This window comes from Mesorhizobium sp. M0587 (assembly GCF_040320945.1).
Lineage (GTDB): Bacteria > Pseudomonadota > Alphaproteobacteria > Rhizobiales > Rhizobiaceae > Mesorhizobium.
Genome location: NZ_JAMYQP010000079.1, coordinates 1 through 9,777, shown reverse-complemented (window position 1 = coordinate 9,777; position 9,777 = coordinate 1). Strand labels below are relative to the sequence as shown.

Sequence of the window (9,777 nt, the reverse complement as noted above, 5' to 3'; positions counted from 1 at the left end):
AGGCCGGCGCCTCGCCCTTCTCGGTCTTCTTCACTGGGGCGGCCGCATTGAGCTGCGAGCGCAGTGCCAACAGCGCGTCGAGTTCGCAGTCGAGCGTCAGGTAAAAATGCGGGATGGTGGTCTTGGCCTCGACCAGCCGCCGCGCGATGGTCTTGCGCATGACGTCGTGCGGGACGAGCTCGTAGGAGCCCTCCTCAAACAAGCGCAGCACGTCCCCCTCCCCCTTGAGGGGAGGGTGGCCGGCCGCAGGCCGGTCGGGTGGGGTCGGCTCGACGGGGCTCGGCGCAAAAGCGGTGCCTCCCGAGGCGACCTCTGTCGACACCTCCCCCTCGAGGGGGGAGGAAAGCGCGGCGTCGATATCCGCCTTCACCACGCGGCCGTGCGGGCCGCTGCCGGCAACACTGGAGAGAGCAATGCCTGCTTCCCGAGCCAGCCGCCGCGCCAAAGGTGTCGCGCGGGGTTTCCCCTCCCCCTCGAGGGGAGGGTGGCCGGCCGAAGGCCGGTCGGGTGGGGTCGGTTCGACTGGTCTCGGCGCCAGGGCGGTGCCGGATTGGGAGGTGCCTTCTGAAGCGCCCCCCTCTGTCGACTTCGTCGACATCTCCCCCACGAGGGGGGAGATTGGCGCATAGCTTTCATCGTCAGCGTAAATCCACGCCACCGCCGCACCGACCGCAATATCGACGCCCTCCTTGCCGGTGACGTCGCGCAGGACGCCGGTGGCCGGGGCGTCGATTTCCATCGCCGCCTTGTCGGTTTCGATCTCGAACAGCACGTCGCCCTTCTTGACCCTGGCGCCCTCCTCGGCGAACCAGCGCGAAATCTGTCCGGTCGCCATGTCCATGTCGACCTTGGGAAGAATGACTTCGGTCGGCATTGCTCAGCGAACCCCTTTCACGAGGTCGCGCGCGGCGGTGATGATGTCGGGAACCTGCGGCACAACGGCCTTTTCCAGCTCCGGATTGTAGGGGATCGGCGTCTCCGCGCCGCCCAGCCGCACGATCGGCGCGTCGAGATAATCGAAGGCCTCGCTCTCGGCGATCATGGCGCTGATCTCGGCGCCGATACCGAGCGTCTTGACGGCCTCGTAGACGCAAAGCAGCCGCGACGTCTTCTTGACGCTGTCGATGACGGTCTGCTTGTCCATCGGCCGGATGGTCCGGAGGTCGACGACTTCGATATCGATGCCTTCGGACTCTAGCGCCGCCGCCGCGTCGAGCGCCTTCTGCACCATGATCGAAGTGGCAACGATGGTCAGGTCGCGGCCTTCGCGGCGGATGTCGGCCTTGCCGATCGGCACGGTGTAATAGTCTTCGGGCACCGGTCCCTTCACTTTGTAGAGCAGCTTATGCTCGAAGATCATCACCGGATCGGGATCGGCGACCGCCGCCAGAAGCATGCCCTTGGCGTCATAAGGCGTCGCCGGCTGGATGACTTTCAGGCCGGGCACATGGCCAAGCCAGGCCTCCAGGCTTTGGCTGTGCTGGGCCGCGGCCCCGGTGCCGGAGCCGGCCGGAAAGCGCATCACCACGGGAACCGAAACCTCGCCGCCCAGCATGAAGCGCATCTTCGCCGCCTGGTTGACGATCTGCTCCATGGCCAGCGTCGCAAAATCGGAAAACTGGAACTCGAAGATCGGCCGCATGCCGGTGAGGGCAGCACCCACGGCGACGCCCGCACCGCCCAGCTCCGAGATCGGGGTGTCCATAACCCGATCGCTGCCGTAGCGCTCGACCAGATCGCCGGTCACCTGGAAGGCACCGCCATAGACGCCGATATCCTCACCCATCAGGAAAACGCGCTCATCCATGTCCATGGCGATCGCCATGGCTTCCTGGATCGCCTGGGCGTAGCTCAGTTCACGCACCATCGCGTCCATCACGCCTGCTCCGTGTAGACATAATTTCCAGTGTCGCGAACGTCCGGTGACGGGCTCGCCTTGGCGAATTCGATACCGTCGGCGATCTCCTGCGCCACGGCTTCGCGAATGGCTTCGATGCCCTTGTCGTCGACGAAGCCGAATTCGCGCAGCTCGCTTTCGAACAGGGTGATCGGATCGCGGTTCGACATCCAATCCTCGATCTCTTCCTTGGTGCGATAGCGGTTGCGGTCGCTCTTGGAATGACCGCGATGGCGATAGGTCTTGGATTCGATCAGCGTCGGTCCCTCGCCCGCGCGCGCACGTTCGATAGCCTTGTAGGAGGCCTCGGCGACCTCCGAAAAAATGTTGCCGTTGACGACGACGCCGGGCATCGAATAGGCGGCGGCGCGATCGGCGATGTTCTTGACCGCGGTCGAGCGGGCCGTCGATGTCGACATGCCGTAGCCGTTGTTCTCGCAAACGAAGATCACCGGCAGCTTCCAGACCGCCGCCATGTTCAGCGCCTCGTGGAAAGCGCCTTCATTGTTGGCGCCGTCACCGAAGAACGAGACGACGACCTTGCCAGTCTTCATCATCTTGGCGGAGAGTGCCGCCCCGACCGCAATCGGAATGCCGCCGCCGACGATGCCGTTGGCGCCGAGATTGCCCTTGCCGACATCGGCGATGTGCATCGAACCGCCGCGGCCCTTGCAATAGCCGGTTGTCTTGCCGAAGAACTCGGCGAACATGCGCTTGACCTCGGCGCCCTTGGCGATGCAGTGGCCATGGCCACGATGTGTCGAGGTGATCTGGTCATCCTCGCCGAGCGGCATGCAGATGCCCATGGCGCTGGCTTCCTGGCCGATCGACAGATGCATGGTGCCGTGGATGAGGCCGCGCGTGTAGCACTCCTCCGCGCCCTCTTCGAAGCGGCGGATGAGGTACATCTTGTGGAGCACCTCTCTGAGCTGCTCGGCGCTGTACTGGCGATAGACGAAGGGCAGGTTGGCGCGACTGTCCGCGACGGCTTTGCTGGCTGCGGCCATGGTCAGGCTCCCACGGTACCGTAGACGAGTTTGTCCTGGCGGGCGCGCAGTTCGGCAATCTTGGATCCCGGCGCAGGCGCCGCGTTGGCATAGGTGATGAGCTCGCCCTTCCTGATCGGCGCGGTCACCGAGCCGCCTTGCAGCAGGCCGCAGGGAATGGCCTTGGCGGCATGCGCTTCCGGCGCCGTCATGATCCAGGCGCGGTAGCAATATTCGCCGATCGCATCGAGCTTCTCGCCGGGCTTCATATCCTTCTTGGCCACGGCGCAGACTTCGGCCACGGGCTTGGCCAGCGGCACCATGTCGGCCTTGCCGTAGAGCACGACGCGGGCGCATGTCAGCGGCACTTCCAGCGACGTCAAATGATAGGGACGATGGAAGGTGAAGTACGGACCCTTGCCCATCTTCAAATCTTCCATGCGCTCCGAGATGCGCGGATGCGACATGTCGGCGACGACGAAGACACCCGGCGCGACACCCTTGCCGATCGAATAGTCGACGACGCCGACCCTCGACAGCACGCCGCCGTCCTTCTGCGGCACGAGGACTTTCGAGAGTTCGCCGAGCGTCGCCGCCGGGCCGTGCATGCCCGCCTTGTCGGGGACAAGACCGGTGGCGTTGGCGATCGCAGCCATCTCGACCATGGTCTTGGAGCCGTCGACGAATTCGACCAGCATGCGCACATTCATGTGCCGGCGCTGGGCTTCCTCCTCATAGGCGGGTGGCGTGGCATCGATGTTGAGTGGATTGTTCTTGCCCTTGCCCGCGGCGACGATCGGATGGCCCATCGCCGAGACGAATTCAATCAGTTCCATGCAGGAGGATGGCTCGTCGCCCGCACCCAGCGAATAGGTGACGCCGAGCCGGTCGGCCTCGCTCTTCAGATAGGCGCCGATGGTGACGTCGGCCTCGACGTTCATCATCACCAGATGCTTGCCGTGCTCCATGGCGCGCAAGCCGATCTCGGCGCCGACGGCGGGAACGCCGGTTGCATCGATGACGACGTCGATCAGGTCATTGTTGATGACCAGGCTGGAATCGTTGGTGACCGCAATCTTGCCGGCCTCCATCGCCGCCGTCATCGCGGAAGCGTTCGACACCTCGCGCGCATGTCCGGTCTCCTGGAAGGCGATATCCACCGCCCTGGTGGCTGCGGGCAGGTTCAGTTCGGAGATGGCGCCGATCTCGATGCCGGACATATGGGCGACGCGGGTGACGATATCGGTTCCCATCTCGCCGGAGCCTATCAACCCGATGCGGATAGGCTTGCCCGACTTGGCACGTTCCTCAAGATCGCGGGCAAGACCCGTCAGCGAAACATTGGAAGCCATAGCGCTCATTCCTCCCACTTTGCAGGCTGTTCAATTGCTTGACGGGTATTGAACATCTGTATTTCTGTCAAGACTAATGTCCAAATCCGGGTGCTTTTAGCGCACTTTCGCGGAGGCCCTGGCGCGGGCCAAAAGTGGGCAACGGCAGCCGCGGTGCGGGACAGACAGCCACCGGCCGCGACAGGCACCTTATCACGACCGTCGACCTTCTTCGGAACGGAGAAACTGCGCAACCCGATCAGTCACCGGCCGCGCCGATTGGAAAATCCTGGAAATGGACGATCACTCCATCCGCATCGATCAGGATCACGGCATAGGCGGGCGGCTCGTGCCCCAGGCTCCAGCTGTCCGAAAAATCGAGCGCGCTCTGGTGATTGGTGCTGCGCAGCGTGCTGACGGGAATGCCGCGCCAGCTGCCGGCGATCAGCCGATGGACATGTCCGGCGAAGATGTGACGGACATTGCCGTGACGGCGGAGTATCTCATAGAAGGCATCGGCGTCGGCCAGCCTGACCTCGTCGAGCGCCGGCATGTGTATCCGGAACGGCGGGTGGTGCATGAACAGGAGGACCGACCGGTCCTGCGCCTCTTGCAGCCTTTCATCCAGCCATTCGAGACGCGCCTCGCACAGCCTGCCTTCGACATGCCCGCTGTCCAGCGTGTCGAGCAGGACAAGGCGGCCCTCGCTGCCGTCGACCACGCTCTGCACGAAACCGCGCTCAGCAGCCGCTTCCGGGAACATCTCGAGGAAAAGCGCCCGGTCGTCATGGTTGCCGAGCATCAGCCGCCAGGGCGGACCGAACCCCGTCAATTTTTCCCTCAGCGCTGCGTACGCGGCACGCTCGCCGTCATTGGTGAGATCACCTGATATCACCACCAGATCGGCATCGGCATGGTTCTTGCCGATATCGGCAAGGCAGGCTTCCAGTCTTGCCAGGGGATCCGAGCCGTACAGAAGACCGCCCGGCGTCATCAGATGCGGATCGGATAGCTGGATGATTTTCATGGCCGTGACGCAATGTTTTCCTGCTGGCGCTCGTCGGCACCAGCCGGCAAACCGATCACCCCAGCCAATCCTCTACTGCGCCGTCCAGCCGCCGTCCATCGGCAAGGTCGTGCCGGTGATCTGCCTGGCCGAATCCGAGCACAGGAAGAGCGCGAGTGCGGCAAGCTCCTCAACGGTGACGAATTCCTTGGTCGGCTGGGCCGCCAGCATCACATCGTGCTTGACCTGCTCTTCGGTCATGCCGCGCGCCTTCATCGTGTCGGGGATCTGCTTTTCGACCAGCGGCGTCCAGACATAGCCCGGCGCGATCGCGTTGACGGTGACGCCGTCAAGCGCGGCCTCCAGCGCCACGGTCTTGGTCAGGCCTGATATGCCGTGCTTGGCCGCGACATAGGCGGACTTGAACGGCGAGGCGACCAGCGCGTGCGCGGAAGCCGTATTGATGATGCGGCCCCATTTGCGCGCCTTCATGCCCGGCAGCGCCGCCTTGATGGCGTAGAAGGCGGCCAGCAGGTTGATGCGGATGATGGCTTCCCACTTGTCGTCAGGGAATTCCTCGATCGGCGCGACATGCTGGATGCCGGCATTGTTGACCAGGATATCGAGACTGCCGAACGCGGCTTCTGCCTCGTGCACCATGGCGCTGACCGCCGCGCCGTCCATCACGTTGGCATCGGAGTAACGGCACTTGACGCCGAAATCCTTCTCGATACCGGCACGCTCCTGCTCGATTGCCGCCGGATCGCCAAGACCGTTGATGGTGACGTTGGCCCCTTCGGCTGCAAAGGCCCGGGCAATGGCCAGGCCGATACCGCTGGTCGAGCCGGTGACGAGGGCGTTTTTCGAAGACAGGGAAGCCATGGCGATCTCTCGAGAAATGGGAGGGAAGGTGACGATATATTTGTGCGTCGCAGCATGACAATGCCAGAGCCATATGTCGATGCGATTACAGCCGGACGACCGTGCCGGCACGGGCCGTCGCCGCCGTGGTCATCAGGGCTGACACGGCAGTGTCATGGTGCCGTGCGACATAATCGATTGCGCATTCGCGCGGTCCTTCCTGAGTAATTTTGCCTGAAAGAGCCTTGGGGGTGCAGCTTGGAAATCGCCGATGTCGTGAAGCGTGCCTATGCGATGCCGCTCACCAACCCGTCTTTCCCGCCGGGCCCCTATCGTTTCTTCGACCGAGAATACATCATCATCACCTATCGCACGACACGCGAGGCGCTCGAGGCGGTCGTGCCGGCGCCGCTGGAGATCGACGAACCGCTGGTCAAGTACGAATTCATCCGCATGCCTGATTCCACCGGCTTCGGCGACTACACCGAGACCGGCCAGGTCATTCCCGTGCGCTACAAGGGCCAGCACGGCGCCTATGTCCATTCAATGTATCTCGACGACGACGCGCCCATCGCCGGCGGCCGCGAACTCTGGGGTTTTCCAAAAAAGCTCGCCAGCCCCAAGATCGTGCATGAGGGCGAAGTGGTGGTGGGCACGCTGCACTATGGCAGCGTTCTGTGCGCCACCGGCACGATGGGCTACAAGCATCGCGAGGCCGACCACCATTCCGTGCTCGCCTCGCTCGCCGCCCCCAACTTCCTGATCAAGATCATTCCGCATGTCGACGGAAGTCCACGCATTTGCGAACTGGTGCGCTATTACCTGACCGATGTGACGCTGAAGGAAGCCTGGACAGCGCCGGCCGCGCTCGATCTCAGGCCCCATGTCATGGCCGACGTGGCGCGGCTGCCAGTGCTCGACATCGTGTCCGCCATCCACTTCACCGCCGATCTGACACTTGGGCTGGGCGAGGTCGTCCATGACTATCTTGCTGACCGCGCCCGACCGGGGACCAGCACAAGCCAGTTGGAGAAAACCCGTGCTTGATCGCAAGAGGGAGGCGACCGCCACCATCGAGGAAATCTCGGCGCAGTATGACCGTATCGCCCTGGTTTTCCAGGGCGGCGGCGCGCTGGGCGCCTACCAGGCCGGGGTCTATCAGGCGTTGGCCGATGCCGGCTGCGAACCGACATGGCTGTCTGGCGTGTCGATCGGCGCCATCAACGCCTCGATCATCGCCGGCAATGAATCGAGCCGCCGCCTGCAGCGGCTCGAACAGTTCTGGCAGACGATCTCGGGCCGCAAGATCTGGTCCTATACGCCCGAAGGCGACATCTACCGCGACATCCGCAATCGCACCTCCTCGTGGATGACGATGGCCATGGGCCAGCCCGGCTTCTTCAAGCCGCGCAACCCCAATCCCTGGTTCGAACAGCCCGGCGCCGCGGGTGCCACCAGCTTCTACGATACCGCCGAGTTGAAGGACACGCTGGAGAGCCTGATCGACTTCGATGTGCTGAACGACGGCAAGAAGCGGCTGAGCGTCGGCGCGGTCAATGTGCGGACCGGCAACTTCGTCTATTTCGACACCGAGAAGGTGCGCATCGGTCCGGAGCACATCATGGCCAGCGGCGCGCTGCCACCGGCTTTCCCGCCGGTCCGCATCGAGGGCGAATATTACTGGGACGGCGGCATCGTCTCCAACACGCCGCTGCAATATCTGCTCGATCAGGAAGAAGACCGTTCATCGCTGGTATTCCAGGTCGACCTGTTCAGCGCGCGCGGGGTGTTGCCGCGCAGCATGCCGGACGTGCTGTCCCGCCACAAGGACATCATGTATTCCAGCCGCACGCGCCAGAACACCGACAATTTCAAACGCATCCATGGCCTTAAGATGCGCCTGCTCGATGCGCTGAAGCGCGTGCCGAAGGAACAGCTGACGCCGGCCGAGGAAGCCTTGATCGCGGACTATTCGGATGCCGGCATCGTCAACATCGTGCACCTCATCTACCAGCACAAAGGCTATGAAGGTCACGCCAAGGATTACGAATTCTCCGGTACCTCGATGCGCGAGCATTGGGAGATGGGCTTGGAGGACACGCAGCGCACCTTGCGCCATCGCCAGTGGCTGACGCTGCCGACCAATGCCGAGGGCGTCTCGATCCACGATCTGCACCGCGAGGACCCGACGTAGCTTCCTGATCTCGTCATCCTTGGGCGTAGCGACGCGAAGCGGAGCGAAGACCCAAGGATCCATGTCGCGACCTTAGCCGAAGGACGCAGCGAAGCAGAATTCTGGACCGTGGTGACGCTTCGGAGTCCCGGCATGGCAACTGTGTTCATGCGAATGCTTTTTTATCTCGGATGATGGCATTTAGAACGACGAGAAGCTTTCTTGCGACGGCGATGATGGCCAGCTTCTTTGACGCTGAGCGGGTTGCGATGGCGCTGTAGAAGGCTCTGAAGCGTTCACAGGCTCGGATGGCGCCGAGCGCTGCCATATAGAGGGCACGGCGCACGCGCGATCGACCACCTTGGATCTGGCTCCTGCGCTTGAGCTTGCCGCTTTTGCTGTCGAAAGGGGCAAGGCCGACGAGTGCTGCGATCGACTTGGGTGAGCGCTGGCCAAGCTCGGGTAGGTGCGCCAGCAGAGAGAGCGCGGTGATCTTGGAGACGCCGGGCACGGAGACCATCAGCGCATTGTCGCGGGCAGTATCATCGACTTGACGAATGGCTTCGGCGATCCGGCTCTCGAGCGCCTTGATACGTGCGTTGAAGCTGGCGATCAGTTCTTCGATCTCGGCGATGACGATCTCGTCGAAGGCTTCGTCGCGATACTTCTTCAACTTTGCCCGCATATCGACCAGTTGGTCACGATGGCGGGCAAGCGATTGAAGATGTTCGCCTTCTTCGCGCGGGGCGGGTTCGGCTTCAGGGTGATAGTGGCGGCCATAGCCGCTCAGCATCCTGGCGTCGAGAGGATCGGTCTTGGCGCGCCGCGCCGTCGACTTCGCATAGTTGTGGGTGTGTGCCGGGTTGTGCCGTGAAAACGCAACGCCTGCCTTGGCCAACGCATGGCGCAGCAGCCGGTCGTGGACCCCTGTCGCCTCCATGACGACGAAATCACGGCCCGGGTGAAGGCCTTCCACATAGGCAGTGATCGCGTCGACCTGGTTGTCGATGCGTTGGCCGCGACCGCTTGCCTCATCAAAAAAATCGAGCCACTGCTTGGAGATGTCGCAGCCGACATAGTTCTGCATTATCATGTCCATGCCTCTTCCTGTGGTGCGGGGTCTGCTTGTGACAGCCCCGTGCAACTGTTCAGGTTGATGGTTCACCGGTGGGAAGGGACCGAGCCATGCCACGGCCTGTCCTCCAAAAGGACGACCAGGATCCCCTCGGTCTCCTTCCCACCTCAACCATAGCACTGAACCAACACACAGGATCCTGGGGTCTGCGCCGCGTCGCTGCGCTCCTTGCGTCGCCCCAGGATGACGAAGCGTTGGGCGTTTCGGCCAATCTCGCAGGTGTGTTCCGCGTCAATACAACGCGAATACCTCCTCGAAATCTGCCGACTTGAATACGGTGCTCCTCAATCGGGATAGGGGGGAACCTCGCGGTTCCTCCCCTCCCACACCACCTTGCATACGGGTCCGTACAGGGCGGTTCGGTTGGTTATGCGGCTTTGGCCGGCGC

The 9,777-nt window shown here is 63.0% G+C and carries 9 protein-coding genes; 2 read left to right on the top strand and 7 right to left on the bottom strand.

Translation table 11 applies throughout. The features are described 5' to 3' along the window. The 6 genes from NKI49_RS32755 to NKI49_RS32730 form a co-directional block, all read right to left on the bottom strand. The coding region (locus tag NKI49_RS32755; RefSeq protein WP_352695917.1) for an E3 binding domain-containing protein at positions 1 to 874 on the bottom strand (874 nt) is incomplete at its 3' end. A gap of 3 nt (positions 875 to 877) precedes the next feature. Continuing rightward, on the bottom strand, positions 878 to 1,876 hold the full coding sequence (locus NKI49_RS32750) for an alpha-ketoacid dehydrogenase subunit beta (protein ID WP_352605834.1): 999 nt from the start codon (positions 1,874 to 1,876) through the stop codon (positions 878 to 880). Beyond that, positions 1,876 to 2,904 (bottom strand): thiamine pyrophosphate-dependent dehydrogenase E1 component subunit alpha, encoded by a 1,029-nt coding sequence (locus NKI49_RS32745; protein WP_352605836.1) that lies wholly within the window; start codon positions 2,902 to 2,904, stop codon positions 1,876 to 1,878. Before NKI49_RS32745 ends, NKI49_RS32750 begins: the two co-directional genes overlap by 1 nt. Before the next feature lie 2 nt (positions 2,905 to 2,906). Continuing rightward, complete coding sequence (locus tag NKI49_RS32740; RefSeq protein ID WP_352605838.1) at positions 2,907 to 4,235, bottom strand: NAD(P)H-dependent oxidoreductase; 1,329 nt, start codon at positions 4,233 to 4,235, stop codon at positions 2,907 to 2,909. 238 nt (positions 4,236 to 4,473) lie between these two features. Beyond that, complete coding sequence (locus NKI49_RS32735; RefSeq protein WP_352605840.1) at positions 4,474 to 5,241, bottom strand: phosphodiesterase; 768 nt, start codon at positions 5,239 to 5,241, stop codon at positions 4,474 to 4,476. Between the two features lie 72 nt (positions 5,242 to 5,313). Further along, positions 5,314 to 6,102: a 3-hydroxybutyrate dehydrogenase gene (locus tag NKI49_RS32730; RefSeq protein ID WP_352605842.1), complete on the bottom strand. Its 789-nt coding sequence runs from the start codon at positions 6,100 to 6,102 to the stop codon at positions 5,314 to 5,316. A 237-nt stretch (positions 6,103 to 6,339) separates the two neighbouring features. Between NKI49_RS32730 and NKI49_RS32725 the strand changes: the two genes are divergently transcribed. After that, the gene (locus tag NKI49_RS32725) at positions 6,340 to 7,128 is read left to right on the top strand and encodes an acetoacetate decarboxylase (RefSeq protein ID WP_352605844.1); all 789 of its coding nucleotides are present in this window, start codon (positions 6,340 to 6,342) and stop codon (positions 7,126 to 7,128) included. After that, on the top strand, positions 7,121 to 8,275 hold the full coding sequence (locus tag NKI49_RS32720) for a patatin-like phospholipase family protein (RefSeq protein ID WP_352605846.1): 1,155 nt from the start codon (positions 7,121 to 7,123) through the stop codon (positions 8,273 to 8,275). Before NKI49_RS32725 ends, NKI49_RS32720 begins: the two co-directional genes overlap by 8 nt. A 145-nt stretch (positions 8,276 to 8,420) precedes the next feature. On the opposite strand, the gene NKI49_RS32715 is transcribed toward NKI49_RS32720, so the two are convergent. Further along, positions 8,421 to 9,446 (bottom strand): IS110 family RNA-guided transposase, encoded by a 1,026-nt coding sequence (locus NKI49_RS32715; RefSeq protein ID WP_352605848.1) that lies wholly within the window; start codon positions 9,444 to 9,446, stop codon positions 8,421 to 8,423. Positions 9,447 to 9,777 lie beyond the last annotated feature (331 nt).